21 protein-coding genes and 2 tRNA genes are annotated in these 22887 nt (G+C 67.5%); 13 read left to right on the top strand and 10 right to left on the bottom strand.

From position 1 onward, the window contains the following. Nucleotides 1-59: 59 nt before the first annotated feature. Complete coding sequence (locus ACIOU8_RS03530; protein ID WP_400785852.1) at nucleotides 60-605, bottom strand: TetR/AcrR family transcriptional regulator; 546 nt, start codon at nucleotides 603-605, stop codon at nucleotides 60-62. 112 nt (nucleotides 606-717) lie between these two features. Here ACIOU8_RS03530 and ACIOU8_RS03525 point away from each other — a divergent pair, with 112 nt between their 5' ends. From ACIOU8_RS03525 to ACIOU8_RS03485, 9 genes are all read left to right on the top strand, one after another. Next, nucleotides 718-2253, top strand: coding sequence for an MFS transporter (locus ACIOU8_RS03525; RefSeq protein WP_400785850.1), 1536 nt, complete (start codon nucleotides 718-720; stop codon nucleotides 2251-2253). Nucleotides 2254-2328: 75 nt separating this feature from the next. Beyond that, on the top strand, nucleotides 2329-3372 hold the full coding sequence (locus tag ACIOU8_RS03520) for a 3-isopropylmalate dehydrogenase (protein WP_400785847.1): 1044 nt from the start codon (nucleotides 2329-2331) through the stop codon (nucleotides 3370-3372). A 60-nt stretch (nucleotides 3373-3432) separates the two neighbouring features. Next, nucleotides 3433-4533, top strand: a complete 1101-nt coding sequence (locus tag ACIOU8_RS03515) for a branched-chain amino acid aminotransferase (protein ID WP_400785845.1) — start codon at nucleotides 3433-3435, stop codon at nucleotides 4531-4533. Between the two features lie 83 nt (nucleotides 4534-4616). Next, complete coding sequence (locus ACIOU8_RS03510) at nucleotides 4617-5393, top strand: fumarylacetoacetate hydrolase family protein (RefSeq protein ID WP_400785843.1); 777 nt, start codon at nucleotides 4617-4619, stop codon at nucleotides 5391-5393. Next, nucleotides 5390-6649 carry an MFS transporter gene (locus tag ACIOU8_RS03505; protein WP_400785842.1) on the top strand — a complete coding sequence of 420 codons (1260 nt, stop codon included), beginning with the start codon at nucleotides 5390-5392 and terminating at the stop codon, nucleotides 6647-6649. The genes ACIOU8_RS03510 and ACIOU8_RS03505 overlap by 4 nt, the downstream gene beginning before the upstream one ends. An 80-nt stretch (nucleotides 6650-6729) precedes the next feature. Then, entirely contained in the window at nucleotides 6730-7410 is a 681-nt protein-coding gene (locus tag ACIOU8_RS03500; protein WP_400785838.1) for a class I SAM-dependent methyltransferase, read from the top strand. A 44-nt stretch (nucleotides 7411-7454) separates the two neighbouring features. Further along, nucleotides 7455-8960 (top strand): glutamate--tRNA ligase, encoded by a 1506-nt coding sequence (gltX, locus tag ACIOU8_RS03495; RefSeq protein WP_400785835.1) that lies wholly within the window; start codon nucleotides 7455-7457, stop codon nucleotides 8958-8960. Between the two features lie 169 nt (nucleotides 8961-9129). Next, nucleotides 9130-9201: transfer RNA gene (locus tag ACIOU8_RS03490), tRNA-Gln, on the top strand. 223 nt (nucleotides 9202-9424) lie between these two features. After that, nucleotides 9425-10384 carry a DNA topoisomerase IB gene (locus ACIOU8_RS03485; RefSeq protein ID WP_400785833.1) on the top strand — a complete coding sequence of 320 codons (960 nt, stop codon included), beginning with the start codon at nucleotides 9425-9427 and terminating at the stop codon, nucleotides 10382-10384. A gap of 5 nt (nucleotides 10385-10389) precedes the next feature. On the opposite strand, the gene ACIOU8_RS03480 is transcribed toward ACIOU8_RS03485, so the two are convergent. Together ACIOU8_RS03480 and ACIOU8_RS03475 are read right to left on the bottom strand one after the other, a co-directional pair. Continuing rightward, the gene (locus tag ACIOU8_RS03480; RefSeq protein WP_400785830.1) at nucleotides 10390-11247 is read right to left on the bottom strand and encodes a 3-hydroxyacyl-CoA dehydrogenase; all 858 of its coding nucleotides are present in this window, start codon (nucleotides 11245-11247) and stop codon (nucleotides 10390-10392) included. A gap of 36 nt (nucleotides 11248-11283) precedes the next feature. Next, complete coding sequence (locus ACIOU8_RS03475) at nucleotides 11284-11730, bottom strand: MarR family winged helix-turn-helix transcriptional regulator (RefSeq protein ID WP_400785827.1); 447 nt, start codon at nucleotides 11728-11730, stop codon at nucleotides 11284-11286. 82 nt (nucleotides 11731-11812) lie between these two features. Between ACIOU8_RS03475 and pepN the strand changes: the two genes are divergently transcribed. Beyond that, nucleotides 11813-14296, top strand: a complete 2484-nt coding sequence (pepN, locus tag ACIOU8_RS03470; protein ID WP_400785825.1) for an aminopeptidase N — start codon at nucleotides 11813-11815, stop codon at nucleotides 14294-14296. Here the strand turns inward: pepN and ACIOU8_RS03465 are convergent. Both ACIOU8_RS03465 and ACIOU8_RS03460 read right to left on the bottom strand, forming a co-directional pair. Next, a complete protein-coding gene (locus ACIOU8_RS03465; protein WP_400785822.1) occupies nucleotides 14293-15171 on the bottom strand; it encodes an aminoglycoside phosphotransferase family protein in 879 nt (292 codons plus the stop codon). The genes pepN and ACIOU8_RS03465 overlap by 4 nt on opposite strands. A 2-nt stretch (nucleotides 15172-15173) precedes the next feature. After that, nucleotides 15174-15812, bottom strand: a complete 639-nt coding sequence (locus tag ACIOU8_RS03460; RefSeq protein WP_400785820.1) for an MBL fold metallo-hydrolase — start codon at nucleotides 15810-15812, stop codon at nucleotides 15174-15176. Between the two features lie 153 nt (nucleotides 15813-15965). On the opposite strand from ACIOU8_RS03460, the gene ACIOU8_RS03455 reads away from it, so the two are divergent. Beyond that, nucleotides 15966-16038, top strand: a tRNA-Glu gene (locus ACIOU8_RS03455). A gap of 94 nt (nucleotides 16039-16132) precedes the next feature. Here the strand turns inward: ACIOU8_RS03455 and ACIOU8_RS03450 are convergent. Together ACIOU8_RS03450 and ACIOU8_RS03445 are read right to left on the bottom strand one after the other, a co-directional pair. Beyond that, nucleotides 16133-17221, bottom strand: coding sequence for a DUF4349 domain-containing protein (locus ACIOU8_RS03450; protein WP_400785817.1), 1089 nt, complete (start codon nucleotides 17219-17221; stop codon nucleotides 16133-16135). Continuing rightward, nucleotides 17218-17775, bottom strand: a complete 558-nt coding sequence (locus tag ACIOU8_RS03445; protein WP_400785815.1) for an RNA polymerase sigma factor — start codon at nucleotides 17773-17775, stop codon at nucleotides 17218-17220. Before ACIOU8_RS03445 ends, ACIOU8_RS03450 begins: the two co-directional genes overlap by 4 nt. A 258-nt stretch (nucleotides 17776-18033) precedes the next feature. Here ACIOU8_RS03445 and ACIOU8_RS03440 point away from each other — a divergent pair, with 258 nt between their 5' ends. Beyond that, on the top strand, nucleotides 18034-19038 hold the full coding sequence (locus tag ACIOU8_RS03440) for a TerC/Alx family metal homeostasis membrane protein (protein WP_400785812.1): 1005 nt from the start codon (nucleotides 18034-18036) through the stop codon (nucleotides 19036-19038). Between the two features lie 11 nt (nucleotides 19039-19049). Here the strand turns inward: ACIOU8_RS03440 and ACIOU8_RS03435 are convergent, their stop codons facing one another. After that, nucleotides 19050-19643, bottom strand: a complete 594-nt coding sequence (locus ACIOU8_RS03435; protein WP_400785808.1) for an LON peptidase substrate-binding domain-containing protein — start codon at nucleotides 19641-19643, stop codon at nucleotides 19050-19052. A 36-nt stretch (nucleotides 19644-19679) separates the two neighbouring features. Between ACIOU8_RS03435 and ACIOU8_RS03430 the strand changes: the two genes are divergently transcribed. Continuing rightward, nucleotides 19680-20177 carry a DUF427 domain-containing protein gene (locus tag ACIOU8_RS03430; protein ID WP_400785805.1) on the top strand — a complete coding sequence of 166 codons (498 nt, stop codon included), beginning with the start codon at nucleotides 19680-19682 and terminating at the stop codon, nucleotides 20175-20177. Between the two features lie 22 nt (nucleotides 20178-20199). Here the strand turns inward: ACIOU8_RS03430 and ACIOU8_RS03425 are convergent, their stop codons facing one another. Both ACIOU8_RS03425 and ACIOU8_RS03420 read right to left on the bottom strand, forming a co-directional pair. Then, entirely contained in the window at nucleotides 20200-21513 is a 1314-nt protein-coding gene (locus tag ACIOU8_RS03425) for an LLM class flavin-dependent oxidoreductase (RefSeq protein WP_400785803.1), read from the bottom strand. Further along, complete coding sequence (locus ACIOU8_RS03420) at nucleotides 21510-22805, bottom strand: O-acetylhomoserine aminocarboxypropyltransferase/cysteine synthase family protein (RefSeq protein ID WP_400785801.1); 1296 nt, start codon at nucleotides 22803-22805, stop codon at nucleotides 21510-21512. The genes ACIOU8_RS03425 and ACIOU8_RS03420 overlap by 4 nt, the downstream gene beginning before the upstream one ends. Nucleotides 22806-22887 lie beyond the last annotated feature (82 nt).

Here is a 22887-nt window from a genome sequence, read left to right as displayed (position 1 = left end):
AGAGAGCGGGAGGGGCGGCCGAGCGGTCGCGCCTCCCACTCTGGCTTTCCGGTGCGGTCTCAGGGTGCGGTGGTGCGGAGCACGAGCGCGATCAGCTCGTCGAGCTCGGCGCGGTGGGGGACGAGATGCTCTTCGCCGTTCACATCGAGTGAGTTGTTGAAATAGAGTCCGTCGCTGAGCAGCATCACGAGGTTGAGGCTCGCTCGATCGCGCACGTGCGGACGGATCATGTCCTCCCAGCGACGCCGCACGGTGCGCAGCGCCTCGCCGGCGGGAAGAGACCCGCCCTGTGCCAGACGTGACGCGGCGATGAGCGCGCGGTCCAAAGCGTCGTTCTCCATGACGGAGGTGCGCACGTAGTACGCCACCGGCCCCTCGTCTGCCGCGGCCATCCGCTCGAGGTCTGTCGTGGTGAGTGCGTCGAGACGATCGAGGAGTCCTGCCGCCAGGTCTTCTTTCGATCCGAAGTGGTAAAGCAGCCCGCCCTTCGAGACGCCGGCCGCCTTCGCCGTCGCGTCCAGCGTCGCCGCCCGTTCGCCGTCGTTGATGACGATGGACTCGAACGCGTCGAGCACGCGTTCGCGGGCCAGGGGAGGTCGGGGCATCGGGATTCCTCTGTTCGTCTCTCATCACCGTAACGCTGATAGATGACGATTCTGTTACTATACCAGCTGGACGGTTTAGTAACGCTGCCGTCATGATCCTGAGAGGTGTTCCATGACCCGTACTGCGTCGGTCCCGACGACAGAGACGGATGCTCCCCGTGTCGGAGCCCGCGGCTGGGCGGCACTCGTCGTCCTCATGCTCCCGGTCCTTCTGGTGTCGGTGGACAACACGGTGCTGAGCTTCGCGCTCCCCGAGATCTCCATCGCGCTCGCTCCCACCGGGGCCGAGCAGCTGTGGATCATCGACGTCTACCCGCTCGTCCTCGCCGGACTTCTGGTCACCATGGGAACGCTCGGCGACCGATTCGGGCGCCGCCGGATGCTGCTGATCGGTGCGACCGGCTTCGCTGCCGTGTCTGTGGTCGCAGCCTTCGCGCCGACGGCCGGCCTTCTGATCGCCGCGCGCGCGTTGCTGGGCTTCTTCGGAGCCATGCTGATGCCGTCGACGCTGTCGCTCCTGCGCTCGATCTTCCAGAACCGCGATCAACGTCGCCTCGCCATCGCGGTGTGGGCGTCAGCTTTCTCTGCAGGTGCGGCCCTCGGTCCGATCGTGGGCGGGTTCCTGCTCGAGCACTTCGACTGGGGCTCGGTCTTCCTGATCGCCGTGCCGGTGCTCATCCCACTGCTCATCGCCGCGCCTCTGCTCGTACCCGAGAGTCGGGACCCGAATCCAGGACGCATAGACATCGTCAGCATCGCGCTCTCGATGGCCGCCATGATCCCCGTCGTCTACGCGATCAAGTCGCTCGCCGTCGACGGCCCGAGCCTCACAGCGGGTGCCTGGGCACTGCTCGGCGTCGCCATGGGCTATCTCTTCGTGCGGCGTCAGCTGAGCGCCGAGGTTCCCATGCTCGACATGGCTCTGTTCCGCAGAGGGTCGTTCTCCGGTGCGATCCTCGTGAATCTGCTGAGCGTCGTCGCGCTCGTGGGCTTCCTCTACTTCGTGTCGCAGCACCTGCAGCTCGTACTCGGTCTCTCACCGATGACAGCGGGTGCGGCGCTCGTGCCGGGCATGCTCGCGATGATCGTTGCCGGGCTCTCGGTGGTGCCCATCTCGCGGCGGGTGCCGCCCCACATCCTGGTGCCGGCGGGACTCGTCTTCTCCGTCGCCGGGTATCTGCTCGTGGCGTTCTCGACGGCCGACCACGGCGTCGTCCCCCTCATCATCGCGTTCGTGGTGCTCGGCATCGGCATCGGCGGCGCCGAGACGATCTCCAACGAGCTCATCCTCTCGAGCGCCCCGGCCGAGAAGGCCGGCGCCGCGAGCGCCGTGTCGGAGACGGCATATGAACTCGGAGCTGTTCTCGGCACGGCAGTGCTCGGCGGACTCATCACCGCGTTCTACCGTGGCGCGCTCGTGGTCCCGGAGGGTATTCCCGCAGAGGCGGCGCATGCGGCGACGGAGACGCTCGCGGGCGCCTACACGGCGGCGCAGGAGCTTCCTGCGCAACTCGGAGATGCGCTGTGGGACGCGGCATCGGCGGCCTTCGGTTCGGGCGTCATGGTGACCTCGCTGATCGGCGCGGGGCTGGTGGTCCTCGCCGGAGCGATCGCGGCCGTCACACTGCGCAAGGCCCCCACGCACTGACCAGTACGCTGGGAGAACCGGCCCGCTCGGCATCTGTCCGAGTGCTGGCCGGTTCATCCCGATGCAAGGAGTGTCATGTCGCGTGTCGTGAAGCTGGCCGTCATCCCCGGTGACGGAATCGGCCCAGAGGTCGTCGCCGAGGCCGAGAAGGTCCTCGATGCGGTCACCGTCTCCAGCGACGTGACGTTCGACAAGACCCGCTTCTCACTCGGCGCCGCCCGCTTCCTCGAGACCGGCGACACCCTGACCGACGACGACCTGCAAGCCATCGCGGATCACGATGCGATCCTGCTGGGCGCTGTCGGCGGCACTCCGGGCGACCCCCGGCTCAAGGATGCGAACATCGAACGCGGCCTGCTGCTGAAGCTGCGGTTCGCTCTCGATCACTACGTCAACCTGCGTCCGTCGAAGCTGTTCACCGGTGCTCCGGGCCCCCTGGCCGACCCGGGCGCCATCGACTTCGTCGTCGTCCGCGAGGGCACAGAGGGTCCGTATGTCGGCAACGGCGGCGCGATCCGCAAGGGCACGCCGCACGAGGTCGCCAACGAGACCTCTGTGAACACGGCGTTCGGCGTCGAGCGCGTGGTCAGGTATGCGTTCGACCTCGCCGAGCGGCGCAGCAAGAAGGTCACGCTCGTCCACAAGACCAACGTGCTGGTGCACGCCGGTGCCATCTGGCAGCGCATCGTGAGCGAGGTCGCCGCCGAGCATCCCGACGTGGCGGTCGACTACCTGCATGTCGACGCGGCGACGATCTTCCTCGTGACCGACCCCTCGCGCTTCGATGTGATCGTCACGGACAACCTGTTCGGCGACATCCTCACCGACCTCGCCGGCGCGGTCACCGGAGGCATCGGCCTGGCAGCCTCCGGCAACATCAACCCCGGTGGGGCATTCCCGTCGATGTTCGAGCCGGTCCACGGATCTGCTCCCGACATCGCCGGTCAGCAGAAGGCCGACCCCACTGCGGCCATCCTGTCGGTGGCGCTGCTGCTCGACCACCTCGGGCTCGCCGAGGAGGCTGCTCGCGTGAGTGCCGCCGTCGAGTCCGACATCGCCGCCCGCACGGGTGCGCGCACCACGGCGGAGATCGGCTCCGCGATCACCGCTCTGCTCTGAACGACAGGCGTAGGCTGAGACGACGCGAGGATGCGCGCCGCACGAGGAATGGATGACGAGATGACCACCATCGATGCCGAGACCACCGTGGCTCCACTGGAGTTCGCCGTGACCAAGAACCTGGCCGCCGCGACGCCCGGTCGTGTCGCCGAGGTTCACGAGAACCCCGGCTTCGGCGTGGTCTTCACCGATCACATGGTCGACATCTGCTGGTCGACGAAGGGCGGATGGCACCGTCCGCGCGTTCAGCCGTACGGACCGATTCCGCTCGACCCCGCCGCCTCCGTGCTGCACTACGCGCAGGAGATCTTCGAGGGCATCAAGGCCTACCGCCACGATGACGGGTCGATCCACACCTTCCGTCCCGACCGCAACGCCGCACGGCTGCAGGCGAGCGCTCGTCGACTCGCGCTGCCAGAGCTGCCGACCGAGTACTTCATCCAGTCACTGCGCGAGATCATCGCGGTCGACGGCCGCTGGGTGCCGTCCGGCGCCGACCAGAGCCTCTACCTGCGCCCGTTCATGTTCGCGAAAGAGGCCTTCCTGGGCGTCCGCGCCGCGAAGAAGGTCGCGTACTACGTGATCGCGAGCCCTGCCGGCGCCTATTTCAGCGGCGGCGTGAAGCCCGTGCGCATCTGGCTCTCCGAGGACTATGCCCGAGCCGGCAAGGGCGGCACGGGCAAGGCCAAGACGGGGGGCAACTACGCGTCGAGTCTGCTCGCCCAGAGCGAGGCATCGTCGAAGGGATGCGACCAGGTCGTGTTCCTCAATGAACACCGCAACGTCGAGGAGCTCGGCGGCATGAATGTCGTGTTCGTCTTCAAGGACGGGCGCGTCGTGACACCCGAATCCGACAGCATCCTCGAGGGCATCACGCGTGACTCGCTGCTGCAGCTCGCCGAGGACCGCGGCTACACGGTCGAGAAGCGGCCGATCTCGATCGACGAGTGGCGCGAGGGCGTGGCATCAGGCGACATCGTCGAGGTCTTCGCGTGCGGTACGGCAGCGGTCGTGACGCCGATCGGCGCACTCGTCGGTGAAGGCTTCGATGAGCCGCAGCCGCTGGGTGAGCTCGCCCTGTCGCTCCGCGAAGAGCTCACCGACATCCAGTACGGCCGTCGTGAAGACAAGCACGGCTGGCTCCTGCGTCTCGACGCCTGATCGTCGCAAGAGCTCCCCGAGACCCCGCTGCGCGACCTGCACAGCGGGGTCTCGTCGTCCGGCACTCTGGCTAGGCTGGTGGCATGAAGATCGCCCGATTCAGCCACGACGACGCCATCCTCTTCGGGATCGTCGACGACACCGACCTCGTCGTCCTCGCGGGCGATCCGCTCTTCGCCGGGTACGAGCCCACGGGAGACCGCGTGCCCATCGCAGACGCCGTGATCCTCGCGCCGGTGATTCCTCGCTCCAAGATCGTGTGCGTCGGCAAGAACTACCACGACCACGCCGTCGAGATGGGGGGAGTGGCGCCGGAAGAGCCGCTGCTGTTCTTCAAGCCCAACACCGCAGTCATCGGCCCTGGGGATGCGATCGTGCGCCCCTCGATCTCTGACCAGACCGAGTACGAAGGCGAATTGGCGGTCGTGATCGGCCGGGTCGCGAAGAATGTGAAGGCGGCGGATGCTCTCGACCACGTGCTCGGCTACACGATCGCGAATGATGTCACCGCGCGTGACCTCCAGCGCAAGGACGGTCAGTGGGCTCGCGCGAAGGGCTTCGACACGTTCTGCCCTCTCGGCCCGACCATCAGCACGGAGTTCGATCCCTCGGTCGCGACGATCGAGACCCGTGTCAACGGGGAGGTCCGTCAGAAGGCGCCGCTGACCGACATGATCCACTCCGTCGAGGCGATCATCGAGCACGCATCCGCGGCATTCACGCTGCTGCCTGGTGACGTCATCCTGACGGGTACGCCGGCGGGTGTGGAGGAGTTCGTGGCCGGTGACACGGTCGAGGTCGAGATCACCGGTCTGGGTATTCTGCGCAACACCGTGCGCGACGCCGTGCGCGCATCATGACCGTCGTCGCCCTCACGGCGGCGCAGCAGGCGGTGGTACAGCGGAGAACAGTGCTGGTTCTCTCGACCGGCCAGGTGCTCGGCGGGATCGCCTTCGGGGCCACCGTGTCGCTCGGTGCGCTGCTCGCCGCAGACGTCTCGGGCAGTGACGCCCTGTCGGGGCTCGCGACGGCATCGGTCACGCTGGGCGCTGCGCTGTGCGCCATACCTCTCGCTCGCCTCGCCGCCAGGGTGGGGCGCCGTCGTGCCCTGACACTGGGCAATCTGTTCGCGCTCGTGGGGATCGCGGTCGTGATCCTCGCGGCGTCGCTGCGGGTGTTCCCGCTGCTCCTCGTGGGCATCCTGATGATCGGCGCGGGCAACGCGGGCAATCTCCAGTCGCGGTTCGCCGCCACCGACCTCGCCGCGCCGCAGCACCGAGGGCGGGATCTCTCGATCGTCGTCTGGGCGACGACCATCGGCGGAGTCGCGGGCCCCTTACTGCTCGGGCCGGGTGAGATCGTCGGCGCGGCGATCGGCATGCCGCCGCAGACCGGTTCCTACGTCTTCTCATTCGTCGCCCAGTGTGCGGCTCTCATCCTCTACCTCGTCGCCCTGAGGCCCGACCCTCTCCTGGCGGCGCAGCAGCTCGCCTCAGCGGCCGCCGCGGGGGCGACCGCGAAGGCATTCACCGACAGGCCCGTCGTAGCTCGCTACGCGATGTTCGCGGTGGCCGGTTCGCACGTCGTGATGGCGTCTGTCATGGCGATGACTCCGGTGCATCTCGCCCACATGGCGCACGGTGCGCACGGGATGGCGCCCACTCCAGCCGACGTCTCGGCTCTCGTCGGCATCACGATCGCGCTGCATGTCGGCGGCATGTATGCGCTGTCGCCGCTCTTCGGCATCCTCGCCGACCGATGGGGGCGGCTGCGCGTGGTCCTGTTGGGCCAGGTTCTCCTCGGCGCGGCGCTGGCGTTCGCCGTGTTCGCGAACGATCGGGAGTGGGGTGTGATCGTCGCCCTGATCCTGCTGGGTCTCGGATGGAGCGCGGCGACGGTTGCCGGGGCTGCGCTGCTGACCGAGGCGAGTGCGCCCGAGATCCGCACGCGCCGGCAGGGGCGCAGTGACTCGCTGATGAGCCTCTCGGCAGCCGCGGGTGCGGTGCTCGCGGGTGTGGTGCTCTCGAACTTCGACTACGCCGGACTCGGAATCGCCGCGTCTGTCATCGTCGTCGTCATCGTCGCGCTCTCTCCTCTCGGGCGCCCGAGAGAATGAAGGACTGGGCGGGCACGGGCCGCGCGTACGCCGATTCATATGCGTCGTTGTGCGTCGGGACCGCAGGCACACTGCTCGGGATGCTGGGAGACCCTGCGGGGCGCTCGCTGCTCGATGTGGGTTGCGGAACCTGTCTTCTCGCGGCGTCGTTCACCGACGCCGGTTGGGAGGCGACCGGGTGCGAGCCCGAGCCGACGATGCGCGAGGTCGCCGTGCGGGAGCATCCAGCGATCGTGGTGCGCGAGGGAGCTCTGCCCTCTTTGCCGTTCGACGACGCGGGGTTCGATGCGGTCGTGGCGAACTTCGTGCTGAATCACGTCGCCGACCCCCGAGCGTCGGCCGGAGAGCTCCTTCGAGTCTCTGCCGACCTCGTCGCGGCCACGATCTGGACGAACTCGCCGACGTGGCTCTGGCGAGAGGTGCGCGACCGTGCGGCGCTGCCCCCGACGGAGGGCGAGCGGCTCCCGCCGGATAAGGATTTCGAGCGCACCGTCGACGGCTTCACGAGAATGCTCGACGATGCGGGCTGGACGCGCCCGCAGGTGTCGGAGATCTCCTGGACGTGGTCGGCGGATGCGCCTTCTCTGTGGGCGTCCGCCGAAGGAGGCGTCGGGGGAGCCGGTCAGTTCTATCGTGCACTCGACGACGCCGGTCGTCGCTCGTTCCGCAACGCGTTCGAGTCGGTGTGCCGTGAGCGGGCGATCGATGGCGTCATTCCGCTCGAGCACTCCGCGGCGGTGGCGATCGGCTCCCGCGGCTGACGCCCGCACGGCGAGACGGCACCGAGCCGTAGAATCGAGGGGATATGGCTACCCCGCACCCCCTCACCACGACCGCCAGCGGCGCCGACGTACGCGTCCGCTTCTGCCCCTCGCCGACCGGACTGCCGCACGTCGGCATGGTCCGCACCGCGCTCTTCAACTGGGCGTTCGCCCGCCACAACGGCGGGAAGATGGTGTTCCGCATCGAAGACACCGACGCCGCCCGAGACAGTGAGGAGAGCTTCCGCCAGCTCGTCGACGCCCTGACCTGGCTCAAGATCGACTGGGATGAGGGTGTCGAGGTCGGTGGTCCGCACGCTCCCTACCGTCAGTCCGAGCGCCACGACATCTACCGAGGCGTGATCGACAAGCTCCTCGCCTCCGGCGCCCTGTACGAGAGCTTCTCGACCGCGGAAGAGATCGATGCTCGCAACGAGGCCGCCGGGCGAGCGAAGCAGCTCGGATACGACAACCACGATCGTGACCTCACGACCGAGCAGAAGGACGCGTTCCGTGCCGAAGGGCGTCAGCCCGCGCTCCGTCTGCGCGTGCCGGACGAGGACCTCACCTACGTCGACCTGATCCGCGGCGAGGTGACCTTCCCCGCCGGTTCCTTCCCCGACTTCGTGGTGGTGCGTCCGAACGGCATCCCGCTGTACACCTTCGTGAACCCGGTCGACGACGCGCTGATGGGCATCACGCACGTCCTGCGCGGCGAAGACCTGATGCCCTCGACGGCTCGCCAGCTCGCGCTCTACGCGGCGCTGATCGAGGCAGAGGTCACCACGTTCGTGCCCCGCTTCGCTCACATGCCACTGGTGCTCGGTGAGACCGGCAACAAGAAGCTCTCCAAGCGCGACCCGCAGGCCGATCTGTTCCTGCATCGGGATCGCGGCTTCATCCACGAGGGGCTGCTGAACTACCTCGCGCTCCTCGGCTGGTCGATCGGCCACGACCGCGACGTGTTCACGCTCGACGAATTCATCGAGGCGTTCGACATCGTCGACGTGAATCCCAACCCGGCACGCTTCGATCAGAAGAAGGCCGAGTCGATCAACGGCGACCACATCCGCAAGCTCGACGAGCGGGACTTCGCCGAGAGGACGATCCCGTACCTCGCTGCTGCGGGCCTCTTCGACGAGCCGACGCACGAGCAGCTCGTGCTCGCCTTCCGCGTCGCGCCGCTCGTGCAGGAGCGCGTACAGCTGCTCGGCGATGTACCTGGCATGGTCGGGTTCCTCTTCACCGACGACGTCTCGTACGACGCCGACGCGCTCAAGGGGCTGCCCGCGAACGCGGCTGAAGTCCTCGACGCCTGCGTCGTCGCGCTCGAGCCGGTGACCGAGTTCACGCCCGAGAAGATCCAGGAGGTTCTCGCTGGGGCGCTGGTCGAGAAGCTCGAGCTCAAGCCCCGCATCGCATACGGTCCGCCTCGCGTCGCGATCACCGGCCGTCGGATCTCCCCGCCGCTGTTCGAGTCCATGGAGCTGCTGGGCAAGGATGAGTCGCTGCGGCGGCTGCGGTCACTGTCGGCGTTCCTCGCGAACTGACGAGGCAGGCGGGTGGGGGAGCAGCGCGTCGACGCTCTCCTGCCCGTCGCCGTGATCGCGCACAGGCAGTGATCAGCGGGCGACGCGCCCGGACGGACCGAGGCGTTTTGGCATTAGGGGCGCGGCTCGGGTAGGCTTGACTCTCGGTGCGAGGCTCCGGTTTCGCCCTTGGGGTATGGTGTAATTGGCAACACGGCGGTTTCTGGTTCCGTTGTTCTTGGTTCGAGTCCAGGTACCCCAGCAAGACGAAAACCCCCGCTCAGGCGGGGGTTTCGTCGTTTCCGGTTGCGCGTCTGCTCGCACCCACCGGAGAATTCGAGATGGCCGGTCCTGCGTCACCGAGCCTGCGTCGCCTAGCAGGTCGCCCGTGCGTCGCGCCATGCCCTTCACGCCTCGCCTCTCGTCGGTCATCGTGATCGAAGAGCACTAACCATGCCGGACGCGGCGCGACCGAGAGGACGAGAATGGCGCTCACGAGAGTCGTACCCGGTGAGACGCCCGGAATCCGACGCGTGCGATCCGGGTCCGGGTTCAGATACGTCGACGCCGGCAACACCCCGGTCGCGGAGGCCGACAGGGAGCGCATCCGCGACCTCGCGATACCCCCGGCATGGAAGGACGTGTGGATCGCCGCCGATCCGCTCGCGCATATCCAGGCGGTCGGCACAGACGATGCGGGACGTCGCCAGTACCTCTACCATCCGCTCTGGCGCACGGGGAGGGATCAGCGCAAGTTCGCGCGCGCGCTCAAGCTCGCAGCGGCGTTGCCTGCGGCCAGAGCCAAGGTCACGCGCGCGATCGGCGAATCGGGTCTGACGAGGGAGCGGGCACTCGCGGTGTCTTTCCGGCTGCTCGACGACGCCGCACTGCGCATCGGCTCCGAACGCTATCTCGTGAAGCACGGCAGTCGCGGGCTGAGCACCCTCCGTCGACGGGACGTGCGCATCGACGGCAGCGACGTGGCCCTGAGCTTCCCTGCCAAGAGCAAGCAGCTCGCCGCGATCGAGATCACCGACGCCGCTCTCGCCGAGGCGCTGTCTGAGTTCGCCGTCGGCTCGCCGCGGGCGCCGCTGCTCGCGTACCGCAAGGGTCGCCGCCGAGTGCGCCTGACGTCGAGCGAGGTCAACGACTACCTTCGGGAGGTCGCCGGAGCCTCGTTCACCGCGAAGGACTTCCGCACGCTGCACGGCACGATCCTCGCGGCTGACGCCCTTGCACGAATCGGCCGACTCGAGACGAAGAACGAGCGGCGGCGCGCCGAGCGCCTCGCCGTGCAGGCGACGGCGTCAGCGCTCGGCAACACCCTCGCGGTGGCCAGGGGGAGCTACATCGATCCGCGCGTGTTCCGGCTCTATGCGCGCGGACGCACTCTCGATCTCACGGTGTCGCCGGAGACGGCGATCCGCAAGCTCCTCGGGCGCTGAGGAGCTTAGCTCTCTCGGGGGTAGGTGTAGAAGCCCTCGCCCGTCGCCACACCCAGCTTGCCCTTGTCGATGTACTGCTCTTTGATCAGCTCGGCGAAGCGCTGCTGCTTCTCGCCTCCCATGCGGGAGATGTTGTATGCCGTGGTGAGCCCGACGATGTCGTAGATCTCGAACGGCCCGGCCGGGGAGCCCGTGCCGATCCGCCACGTCGCATCGATCGCCTCGGGTTCGGCGATCCCGTCGACGAGCAGCTCGGCGCCGGCCTGGAGGAAGGGCACGAGCAGCGAGTTCAGCAGGTACCCGGCCTTCTCCTTCTTGATCTGGATCGGGACCATGCCGATACGGGTCGCGAACTCGACGACCTTCTCGTAGACCGCGGGGTCGGTGGCGGGCGTTCCCATGACCTCGGCGGTGTTGTGCGACCAGATCTCGTTCGCGAAGTGCAGAGCGAGGAAGCGGTCTGGGCGTCCCGTCGACTCTGAGAGAGCACTGGGGAGCAGGGTCGAGGAGTTCGTCGCGAAGATCGTCGTCGCCGGTGCGGCGTCGGCGAGCGTCCGGTAGATGCCCTGCTTGAGCTCGAGGTTCTCCGGCACGGCCTCGATGATGAGGTCGGCTGACGCCGCGGCCTCCGTGAGGTCGGACGTGAGGCGGATTCGGCCGATCGCGGCCTGCGCGCCGCCGTCCGCGGCGTTCTCGACCCCATCGGCGACGTAGCGCCCGACAAGAGCCTCGAACCGCTCGGCCGCGCGGTCGAGCGCAGGCTGATCGATGTCGTACGCGACGACGTCGAAACCATGGAAGGCGGTCTGGAACGCGATCTGCGATCCGAGCACGCCGGTGCCGAGAACAGTGATGTTCTTCATCTTCTCTTCTTCCTCTGATGGCCTTGTGGGCCGTGGTCACGCCGTCTCGTCGCCTCTGTCGAAGCGCTGGAGATCATGCGCGAAGCGCTGCACCTCGGCATCCGTCCACTGCGCGAGATGCGCATCGATCACCGTCTGCAGCGATCGAAGTGTGTTGTGGAAGGCATCTTCGCCCTCGGCGGTCAGCTCGAGCGGACGTCCGCGTCCGGAAGCCGACGGCGTCTCCTGCACGAGACCGAGAGAGACGAGCGTCGAGAGCTGACGTGACACGGTCGACCGGTTGAGGCGGAACATGCGGGCGATGTCGGTCGAGCGGATCCCCGGCGCATCGGCGATCGCCATGACGATCGACTGATCGGTGATCGACAGCTTCGGTTCTTCCGCGCGGGCGTCGACAAGGCCGCGGCGCGTGATGGCGACGAGAGATCTCAGCACGACGGCGCTGTCGTTGCGACGACTGCGCGAGTCCCCCTTTTGTTGCATAGCGCAACTCTACGCCGGTTTGTTGCGTACAGCAACACGGCGGGAGTCCTCCTCTGGGTACCTCAGATGGAAGGATGGAGGAATGGACACAGCCAACCTCTCGCGAGAGGAGACCGCGGCGCGATTCGCCGTCATCTCCGTGCGCAGCATCCGCGTCGAACTCGACCTCACAGGTGCGCCCGAGCGAGCGCGCAGCGGGTTCTCCACGACCACGACGCTGGAGTTCACCTCGACCGCGTCGTCGACCTGGCTCGACTTCATCGGCGAGAGCGTCGAGAGAGTGGTCGTGAACGGCGTCGAGCACGAGGTGGTCTACGACGGTGCGCGCATCGCGCTGCACGACCTCGTCGACACGAACGTGGTGCGTGTCGAGGCGGTCGGAAGCTACAGCAGGTCCGGGGAGGGGCTGCACCGGTTCCACGACCCCGCCGACGACCTGACCTACCTCTACACGCAGTATGAGCCGGCAGACTCGCGGCGCGTGATGGCGTGCTTCGAGCAGCCGGACATCAAGGCTCCGTACACCTTCGTGGTCGATGCTCCTGCGGGCTGGGAGGTGCTCTCGAACCAGGTCGCGGCGAGCGTCGACGTCGGAGTCGGTGTGCAGCGGGTGGAGTTCGCTCCGACGCTCCCGATCTCGAGCTACATCACCTCCGTCGCAGCGGGGCCGTACACCTCGGTCGAGGGGGAGTGGGAGCGCGAGGATCAGCGCATCGCTCTCGGGCTGTTCGTGCGGCAGTCGCTCGCGCAGTACCTGGAATCCGAGGAGATCCTCGAGATCACGCGCCAGGGCCTCGACTTCTTCACCGATGCCTTCGCCTACCCCTATCCCTGGGGCAAGTACGACCAGATCTTCGTGCCCGAGTACAACCTCGGTGCGATGGAGAACCCGGGGCTCGTGACGTTCACCGAGTCGTACCTCTCAAGAGGTGCTGCCACGGACGCCCAGCGCGCTGCCCGCGCGAACACGATCCTGCATGAGATGGCGCACATGTGGTTCGGCGACCTCGTGACGATGAAGTGGTGGGACGACCTGTGGCTCAAGGAGTCCTTCGCGGACTACATGGGTTCGCACGCCTCAGCGGTGGCGACGCGCTTCCATGACGCCTGGGTCAAGTTCGCCGCCAACCGCAAGGCATGGGCCTATCAGCAGGACCAGCTGCCGACGACGCACCCGATCGTCGCGGACATCACCGACCTCGAGGCGGCGAAGCTGAACTTCGACGGCATCACCTATGCCAAGGGCGCCGCGGTGCTGAAGCAGCTCGTGGCCTTCGTCGGTGATGACGCCTTCTTCGAAGGCGCCCGCCGGTACTTCGCCGCGAACGCCTTCGGCAACACGACTCTCGAGGACTTCCTCGTGCAACTGAGCGCGGTGTCCGGCCGTGACATGACCGAGTGGTCGCAGGCCTGGCTGCAGACGACAGGGGTCTCCACGCTATGGCTCGAACGACAGGCCGACGGCGGCGCCGCGCTCGTGCAGAGCGATCCTCGCCCGCATCGCCTGCGCATCGGGCTCTACCACCGCGACGACGGGCGCGTGATCCGTCGCGACCAGCTCGCGCTCGACATCCACGACGAGCGGACGCCGATCGACGTCCCCGCCGCCGATCTCGTGCTTCTCAACGACGACGACCTCACCTACGCCAAGGTGCGGCTCGACGACGCTTCTCTGTCGACGGTGCAGGAGTCGCTCTCCTCCATCGACGATCCCCTCGCGAGAGCGGTCGTGTGGTCGTCGCTCTGGAACGCCACACGCGACGGCGAGTTGACGGTGGCGCGATACACCTCGATCGTGCGCGCGCACGCCCCGCGCGAGTCGAACATCGGCCTTCTCGCAGGTGTCCTCGCGAACACCCTCTTCGCGATCCGGAACTATGCCGGCGACCACGAGCGACAGGACGAGCAGCGGGCGTGGGTGGAGACGACGTGGACTGCGCTGCAGGAATCCGAGGCCGGCAGCGATGCGCAACTCTCGTGGGCGCGCGCTCTCGCGTCGGCAGCGGCGTTCGACGACACGCGCGCAGCAGAGGTCGGCGCGCTCCTGCACGGCGATACCCCGGACGGCCTCACGATCGACCCTGATCTGCGGTGGCAGCTGCTCACGTCTCTCGTCACGACAGCCCACGCCGGGACCGATGACGTCGCGGCCCAGCTGGAGTCCGACGACACCGGAAGTGGTCGCACGGCTGCTCGCAGGGCGCTCGCCTCGCAACCCGATCCGGCGGTGCGGGCCGCGGCCTGGGACGCAGCCTGGAACGACGGGGCCCTCAGCAACGACCATCTCGACGCCGTGATCGCGGGCTTCCGCGCGGGTGGGCGTCGTGATCTCATCGCGGGGTTCGACGCCGAGTACTTCGAGCGGATCGGCGACGCCTGGGGAGCACGGAGCATCGAGCTGGCTCAGCGTCTGGTCGTGGGGCTGTTCCCCGCCTCGCCGACGCTCGATCTCGTGGATGCGTGGCTTGACGAGAACAGGTCTGCGCCCGCGGCGCTGCGCCGAATCGTCATCGAGCAGCGTGATCACCTGGCCCGAGCGCTGCGCGTGCGAGCGGTGCAGAGCTAGTCCGCGTCGAGCGCGTCGGCGGTGCTCGCCCCCACGGCGAAGTACTCAGGTCGATCGTCGCTCTGGGTCAGGAGCACGAGGGCGATGTATGCCGCCCACGCTCTGGCGCGCACCCAGGTGGCCTCGTCATACCGCGCTCCGGTCGCGCTGCGGAACATGTCGCGACCCGATGAGTCGAAGAGCATCCACGACGATGCGAGATCGTAGGCGGGGTCGCCGACCGTGACATCGCCGAAGTCGATGAGTGCGGCGAGGCTGCCCTCTGCCACCAGTATGTTCCCGGGGTGGAGGTCGCCGTGGACCCAGACCCGCTCCGAGCCGACCGATGCGGCGAGACCTGCGGCCCAGACGTCGCGAAGCGCCGCGTGATTCCCGAACAGATCGAGTCGTGGCCGCATCGCGTCGTCCCGCGTGCTCAGCGGACGTCCTCGAACAGGGTTGTACGGAGCATCCGCGGGGGCCCGGACGTGCAGAGCCCCCAGGGCGTCGGCGAGTCGTGAGGCCCACGCAGAGTTCTCCGCGCGCGAGGTTGCGAGCGCCGTCGTTCCGGTGATCCAGGGGACGACCGACCAGGGGTGCGGAAACTGCTCACCCGGTTCGCCGACGATCAGCGGTACGGGAGTGCGGATGCCGGTGGCCGCCAGCGCCTGACCGATCGCGGGGAGCGCGCGCTGTTCGTTCGTGATGAGGGGCACGGCGAGCTCGCGCCGCGGCAGACGCACGACGAGCTCCGACCCGAGCCTCCAGATCGAGTTGTCCCAGCCGTCGGCGAACAGCCTGAGCGGCAGCGCGGCGAGATCAGGGCTCGTCCGCCTGAGGAGCTCTCGTACGCCGTTCTCGTCGAGGGAGTACTCGGCGGAGGGGGAGTCCGCCACGCTCAGATGTCGAGGGAGTCGCCCGGTTCGAGGACCGAGAACTCTCCGCCGCCCTGCTCGGTCGCCCACTGCAGACGCTGGCGGTGCATCGTCTTGCCTGCGACCGAGAGGGTCATGTCGTGTGTGCCGAACGCCCGACGCGGGGCCACCGCGAGGACGTAGTCCATGGCCTCGCCGATCTTCAGCCACGGCGCTCCGAGGGGAGCGGCGAGCGTGTCGACCTCGACACCCTCTGGAACCGCGTAAGAATCGCCGGGGTAGTAGAAGGCACCGTTGATCAGCACGCCCACGTTCTCGACCGTGGGCAGCGACGAATGGATCACCTCGTGCGTGCCACCGAAGAAACGGAGCGTGAACCCGCCCACCTCGACGGTGTCTCCCGGAGCGACCTCTGCGATGTCGTAGCCCTCGGCCGCATGGGCGACGCCGGCAGGAGCGTAGATCGGAGTGCCGGGGGCGGCGCGGAGGATCCGATCCAGGTGCTCGGGCGTCCAGTGGTCAGGGTGCTCGTGGGTGATCACGACGGCGACCAGACCCGAGAGATCGTTCAGGGGAGCGGTGAACGAACCGGGATCGATGAGGAGGATGTCATCGCCCTGCTGGATGCGAAGAGCGGCATGTTCGAATTTCGTGATGCGCATGAGGCGAGTCAACTCCTTCGCAGGCTCTCTGGCAAACCGCAGTGCCGGCGCGCCACGCCCGGGAATCGACGAGGGCTCGGCTCGATTTGGCGGCGCGAGAATCGTCATGGCATACTTGTTGAGTTGTCGCGGGACGGAAACGTTCCGCCAGACGGCCCCATCGTATAGCGGCCTAGTACGCTGCCCTCTCACGGCGGTAACGCGGGTTCGAATCCCGCTGGGGTCACAACAAGCGAAAGCCCTCGGTTCTCCGAGGGCTTTCGTCGTTCCCGAGTGAATCCTCGGTCCGGCTGCCGCGCTCGGCGCCAGCCGGACCGAGATCAGTCCGCGTTCGTGCTCGCGCTCGTGGCGGCGGCGCGGCGGATGCGGCGGATGCGGCGCGACCGGCGGACGATCCACACGACCAGCACCGCCACTCCCGCCAGGGCGAGCCACGGCAGGATGAACCCGACGGCGATCACCAGCGCGTTCAACGACACGACGAGGCCGTTCCAGCCGGCGAGCAGCCCGTCGGAGAACCCGGCAGGGTCGGCGGTGGTCGCGGCGGCGGTGCGTGTCAGCTCAACCGTGAGAGTCGACATCGCGACCTGGTCCTCGAGCGAGGCGAGCTGCTGTTCGTACGACTCGAGCTGTCCCTGACGCTCTGTGAGCGCGACCTCCGCCTCGATGAGCTCCGCGACGCTGCCCGTCTGGGACATCAGTTCGCTGAGACGCTGGACAGATGCCCTGGTCGCGTCGATGCGGGCGCGCAGGTCGATCGCGGTCGAGGTCACATCCTGCTGCGAGATCGAGGACGAGAGCACGTCTCCCGAGTCGGCCAGTTCGTCGATGACCGCGGCAAGGTCGGCGGAGGGAACCCGGATGCTGATCCAGCCGTAGCCGGAGTCCGCCGGTGCGGGCGCGGTGATGTCGTCGACGGCGACGCTCCTGCCGATCTCGGTGCTTTCGACGTAGCCGCCGCGCGACTCGGCGAGTGCGCCGATCGTGTCGGCGGCATCCGAGATGTCCTTCACCTCCACCGTCGCGCTGGCGGTCGCGATGATCTCGCGATCGGTCACTGCGATATCTCCGACGGTCGGTGCAGACTCAGCCGTGCCCGTCGCGGCCGACTGGTCGGCCGCGCCTGAGCGGGACTCCTCAGTGACCAGCATGTCTCCGCCCTCAGCTGTGCTAGTCGCCGAACCGCCGACCGCCGTGAGGATCGGGGGAGTGACGAGGACGCCCACGACGAACGCGGCTGCGATCCCCGCGCCGGTCAGCCACCCGCGCCGACGGCCTCGGCCGCGCACTGCCGCAGGCGCCTGACGTGGCCGCTCGGCGGCGATGTCCTCGAACACGGCTGTCTCGATGCGGGCCACCGCGGCATCGGTGAGCTCTGGCAGCTGCTCGGAGCTGGTCTTGTCGTTCATACGTCGCTCGCTTCCTTCACGGCACCGCGTAGTCGGGTGCGGACTCGGGAGAGACGGTTCCGGACGATCGCATGGCTCACGCCGAGCTCCTCTGCCGCCGCCTGGTAGGCATAGCCTTCTGCGGCGCAGAGCCGGAAGATCGCGCGGTCGAGGTCGCTCAGCGTGCCGACCTCGGCGGCGATCCGCTCAGCGAGGTCTGCGGTGATCACCTGCTCCTCGACGCTGATCGTCGAGGGGAGGGCATCATCCACCGCATCCGCCGTGTGGGCCTGGTCGCGCCCACGCTGACGAAGGCGATTCGCGGCCTGGAAGCGGCATATCGTCGCGAGCCACGGGAGGATCGAGTCTCCCTGCAGCTCGAATCCCGGCAGTTTTCGCCATGCCGTGACGAAGGTCTCCTGTGTCACATCCTCGGCATCGGCAGGGGAGCCGAGCATGCCGTGCGCGATCCAGTAGACCGGGCGGACATACGAGCGGTACAGCTCACGGAAGGCGCTCTCGTCACCTGCCGCGGCCTGTGCCGCCACTCTCTGATCACTCGTGTGCACTGGCATCCCGATTCCGTTCGGTGTCTCTCACCTGGAGAGTGTCGGAGGATGCCCCATCGTCTCAGATCAGTGTGGGGCGATGAAGACCATCACCATCACGGCCCCTTCGCTCCGCTACCATTGGTGACGCGAGAGGGAGTATCCCGCAAGCGCATCCACCGTCATCACGAGCACCGACATCGCTGCTCCGGTCGTGCGACGCACTCTGTGCGTGGGAGAGACTTTCGGCGTTCTCCCTACCCTCCCGAAAGGTGCTGTACGCCCTTGGACATTCCTGTCTGGTTCGAGATCACCTCGATGATCGTGCTGACGATCATCCTGATCGGCGACCTGCTTCTGATCCGCCTCCGCCCACACATCCCGTCGACCAAGGAGTCGACCCTGTGGGTCGTGTTCTACGTCGGACTCGCTCTGCTGTTCGCCGTGCTGCTCGGGAACGTCGCGGGGTGGCGGAACGCGGGGGACTTCATCACCGGCTGGGCGCTCGAGTACAGCCTCTCGATCGACAACCTGTTCGTCTTCGTGCTGATCATGGCGCAGTTCGCGGTGCCGCGACGTCTGCAGCAGCAGGTGCTGATGGTCGGCATCATCATCGCGCTCATCCTCCGTGGCGCGTTCATCCTCGTGGGCGTCACGATCGTGGAGCACTTCTCGCCGATCTTCTACATCTTCGGTGCGTTCCTGATCTGGACCGCGATCCGTCAGGCGATGCCCGAAGGCGACCTCGAAGGAGAGGTCAAACGCGAGAACTTCATCGTGCGACTGCTTCGTCGGCGCATCGACATCAGCGAGGAGTACGACGGATCGAAGCTGCGCACGACCGTCGACGGCAAGCGCATGTGGACGCCGATGGTCATCGTGTTCATCACGATCGGTGTCACCGACCTGATCTTCGCGATCGACTCGATCCCCGCGATCTTCGAGATCACCACCAACGGGTTCCTCGTCTTCGCCGCGAACATCTTCGCGCTCATGGGCCTGCGTCAGCTCTACTTCCTGCTCGGCGACCTCCTCGACCGCCTGCGCTACCTGCACTACGGCATCGCCGTGATCCTCGGCTTCATCGGCATCAAGCTGATCCTGCACGCGCTGCACGAGAACGAGCTGCCCTTCATCAACGGCGGCGAGCACGTCGAGTGGGTGCCGGACATCGACAACATGGTGTCGCTGGGAGTCATCGTCGTGGCGATGACGGTCGCGACTGTCGCCAGTCTCATCGCCTCGTCGCGCGAGAAGTCGGCGGCGAAGAAGGCAGTGAACGTCGAGTGATGCCCGCCCGCTCACTCGGCTGACCAGAGGAGCTCCGCTTCGAGGGTGAGATCGATGACCTGACCGAGCAGAGCGCCGAGTGAGTTGGACTGCAGCAGGGCGTACTGGTCGTACTCGCCCAGTGGGGCGATGGCGGCGAGCTGCCAGGACGCGGCGATCGGGTCGTCGGACAGTTCGGTGTCAGCATCCCACGGCGAGTCCACGCGCGCGAGGACCCGACGTACGATCGCCTCGGCTTCGGTGCGCAGGGGGGCGAGAGCGTCGTGCCACGTCAGCTGAGGCAGCTGCGTGACCTCTGCGCGGGGATAGGGCGCGTCGTCGAGCCACTGATCGACCGTGAAGCGTGCCGTGCCTACCGCGAGGGTGTGCAGCACCTGGGCGTCCGCCGCCACGCTCACCAGCCGGGCCATGGTGCCGAACCGGCTGCGTCGATCGCCGCCGCCGACCTCGTGACCGCGCTCGATGAGCACGACGCCGAACTGCGGGTCGTCGTCGTCGAGCAGGTGCCCGATCATCGTGAGGTACCTCGGCTCGAAGACGCGGAGCGGAAGAGGGGTGTAGGGAAAGAGCACCGACCCGAGCGGGAACATCGGTATTTCAGCCATGACCCCAGTCAACACCGCGCGACGTACAGTGAACAGATGCGCAGACCTCAGCCCATCCCCACTTCGCCCGGACAGGAATCCGTATGGGACTATCCGCGGCCACCGCGGGTAGAGCAGGTGCCCGAGCGCATCACCATCCGTCTCGGCGGCGATCTCATCGCCGATACGCGTGACGCCGTGCGGGTGCTCGAGACGAGTCATCCTCCCGTGTACTACCTGCCGATCGCCGACTTCATCGGGGGCGCTCTCTCGGATGCCTCTGGCTCATCGTTCTGCGAGTTCAAGGGCGCCGCGCGCTATCTCGATGTGCATGGCGGAGGCCTGGTGGCCGCCGGCGCGGCATGGAACTACCCGCATCCGTCGCCCGGTTTCGAGGTGCTGAGCACCCGGGTGGCCGTATACGCGGGGCCGATGGACGAGTGCACCGTCGGCGATGAGGTCGTTGTGCCACAGCCTGGCGGGTTCTACGGCGGCTGGGTGACGTCGTCAGTGGTCGGCCCGTTCAAGGGTGTGCCGGGCTCCATGGGCTGGTGACACCCGGGTTCATCCCACCTCGTCAGAACGCGCGCAGGTTGGCCTGCAGTCCGCCGTCGACATAGTCGCGTCGCAGGATGCCACGTCGCCGCAGCACCGGCACGAGCTCGTCGAGCGTGCGGTGCAGCGTGACGGGGTGGAAGTCGCCCCACAGCAGCACGCCGTCGTTGCCCCATTCGCCGAGTTCCTCGATCAGATCGGCGAACTCGTCTGCTGTACCGACGAAGCCCGATCGATCGGTGATGCGCCCAGCACGGGCGAGGGCGGTGAGGTGGGCGCGCAGCGGAGCGTCCGCCCCGCGGTCGCCGATCAGACGCTGGATGCTGCCGCGCGAGACGTGCTCGCCGAAGATCGACACGTCGAGCGGTCGGTCGAGGTCGAGCGAGGTGAGGTCGGTCTCGAGGTCACTGGACTGCTTTCGGGCGATCTGCACGAGTGCGGCGTCATCGGGATGCGCGGAAGCAGCCACGATGCGGTCGGCTTCTTCGGCGGACGACGTGATCATCGGTTGGATCGCGAACAGGATCTTGATGTCGGCGGCCAGGCGCCCTTCGGCTATGGCGGCGTCATGGATCTTCGCACGGTAGGCCCGTACCGATGCCTCGTCCAGCGGCGCGAGAGCGAGTTGCACATCGGAGTTGGCTCCGGCGAACCCGAGCCCGCGGCCCGAGCCGCCGGGGGAGACGATCGCCGGCTCCCCGTCGGTGAACGGCACGGCGTTCAGGGGGCCGTCGAACGCGAAGTGCTCTCCGCGATGCCGCACGGCGCGCAGCTTCGACCCGTCCGCGAACACATCGGTCTCCCGGTCGCCGACCAGCGCTCCGTCGCCCCAGCTGCGCCAGAGCGAGCGGATGCCGGCGAGCCACTCTTCGGCGCGATCGTACGCGGCGTCGTGTCCGAGCTGCGCCGCGGCCGAGAAGTGGCGGGCGCTCCCGGTGTCGGTGACGACGTTGAGCCCAAGGCGGTGCCCGCTGAGGTGCTGGAGCGTGGAGAACTGCCGCGCAGCCGTGTACGGGAGGTACGAGGCGGGGTTCACCGTCGGCACGACTCCGAGATGGCGAGTCGCGTGAAAGAGATAGGGAGCGAGGAGCAGCGGGTCGTGCTTGGGACCACCGAAGGCATGGCGTACTCGGAGGTCGATCGTGTCCGGAGAGCCGAGAGACGGCGCGTCCTCGATGATGACGAGGTCGAAGCCTGCCTGCTCGAGCGTCCGGGCTGCCTCCTGATAGATCTCGGGACGCGTCCAGTCGTAGTCCCAGTCCAGAGAGGGATAGCCCCACCCCTGGGGGCCGAAACCGCGGGCGAGGAACCAGCCGAAGTGCTGGGGCCTGGTCATGCGACAGCCTCTCGCGCCGGCTCGAGCACCCGGGCGAGATCCGCGATGAGGTCGGATACGTCCTCGATGCCGACCGACAGTCGAAGGGTTCCCGGTTGTACCCCGAGGATCTCGCGCTCTTCGGGCGTTCTGTGCGAGTGGCTCGTCGTCGCGGGATGCAGCACCAGCGAGCGGACGTCGCCGATGTGTGTCATATGCGTGAAGACCTCGACGCTCTCGACGAAGTCGCGTGCGGCGTCGATTCCTCCGCGGAGGGTGAAGGTGAAGATGGACCCGTACCCGCCGTGCAGATAGCGCTGCGCGAGCGCGTGATCGGGATGGGTCTCGAGGCCCACGTGATCGACGCTCTCGACGGCATCCTGCGCCGCCAACCAGCGGGCCACCGCGAGCGCGTTCCGCGACTGGCGCTCGACCCGGAGGCCGAGGGTCTCGGCGCCCTGTCCGATCAGGAACGCGTTGAGTGGAGAAGGGGAGGCACCGAAGCGGGGAGCCACTGATTCGCGGGCGTAGGCGATCCGAGCGTTGCCGCCATGGCGCGCGAAGACGCTCGGAGAGCCTCCTCGTCCGGGGAGCACCAGATGCGGAGCGTTGTGACCTGCCCTCTCTGCGTCGAAACGACCGTCATCGAGGATCACACCTCCGAGCACGGATCCGTGACCTGCGAGGAACTTCGACGCGGAGTGCACGACGATGGCGGCACCGTGCTCGATCGGACGCAGGAGGAAGGGGGTCGCGAGTGTGTTGTCGACGATGAGTGGTATCGCGAACTCATCCGCGACCGCGCTCACAGCGCCGATGTCGAGGATGTCGTTCCGGGCGTTGGCGATCGACTCCGCGAACAGTGCGCGAGTGGTCGGGCGGATCGCCTGGCGCCATGCATCGGGGTCGGCGATGTCGTCGATGAAGGTCGTCTCGATGCCCAGGCGTGCGAGGTTGTCGAGCAGGAGTCCGCGGGTGCCCTCATAGATGTGCGTCGAGGACACGATGTGGTCTCCGGCGCCGGCCACAGTCAGCAGTGCGGTGACGACCGCGGCCTGACCGCTCGCGACGAGCACCGCCTCCGCGGCGGATTCGAGGGAGGCGAGCTGGCGTTCGACGGCGCTCACCGTCGGGTTTCCCGTGCGGGTGTAGCCGAAGCCGGCGCCGGTGCCGAAGTGATCGGCGGCGTGATCGAAGTCGTCGAACTCGAAGCCGGCCGTCAGATAGATCGGGGTCGCCCTCGACGACGCAACGCCCTGATTCCGGGCGGCGTGCACCGCTCTGGTGGCGAAGCCGGTCGTGTCGTCGGTCATGCGGATGCCTCTCGAAGGTGCGGGTGACAGTAGCGTGTCATGCGGCGACTCCGGTCGCTGAAGCGGTGGTAATCTGACGTCA

The sequence above is a fragment of the Microbacterium sp. NPDC087589 genome, assembly GCF_044743635.1.
Taxonomy (GTDB): domain Bacteria; phylum Actinomycetota; class Actinomycetes; order Actinomycetales; family Microbacteriaceae; genus Microbacterium.
This window is presented reverse-complemented; position numbering and strand designations above follow the sequence as displayed.